This window comes from uncultured Nonlabens sp. (assembly GCF_947495285.1).
GTDB lineage: Bacteria > Bacteroidota > Bacteroidia > Flavobacteriales > Flavobacteriaceae > Nonlabens.
In genome coordinates, this window is record NZ_CANLXZ010000087.1 from 1 (window position 1) to 482 (window position 482).

Sequence of the window (482 nt, forward strand, 5' to 3'; positions counted from 1 at the left end):
ACAATTACCAGAATGGTAGAAGCTAAACCAGTTTATCAAAATCAAATTAAACAGAGCCTAAGCGTATAACTCAGTTACTTTAAAACACCTTAATAGAATTTGTAAGGATAAACTTAATAAAACGGTAACGGATTTAATTGCTCAAAAAAATGTTCTTGAGAGTAAGCGAATGTTGACTTTTACACAAAAATCAGTAGGTGATATAGCACTAGAGTTAGGTTATCTTAACTATTCATATTTTACAAGGTTATTTAAAAAGCATACATCAATAACCCCATCAAAGTTTCGAGCCAATTTAAAACTCTCTGATTGGTAGATTCCATTTCTTTCCTTACTTAGTAGAAATTTAAAATACTATCGTTTAATACTTATGACGAATTTTGATGTTTAACACGTGCATTTTCTGCATTATGCACAACGGTAAGGCTATGATTCGTTTTACTCATCAATCCTTACCTTAAAATCTTAATTGATGGCTCTAA

The 482-nt window shown here is 30.3% G+C and carries 1 pseudogene; it reads left to right on the top strand.

Going from position 1 to position 482, the window contains the following annotated elements:
- Window positions 1–85: 85 nt before the first annotated feature.
- Window positions 86–316 (top strand): annotated as a pseudogene (locus Q0838_RS14250) (helix-turn-helix domain-containing protein); the annotation flags it as partial.
- Window positions 317–482 lie beyond the last annotated feature (166 nt).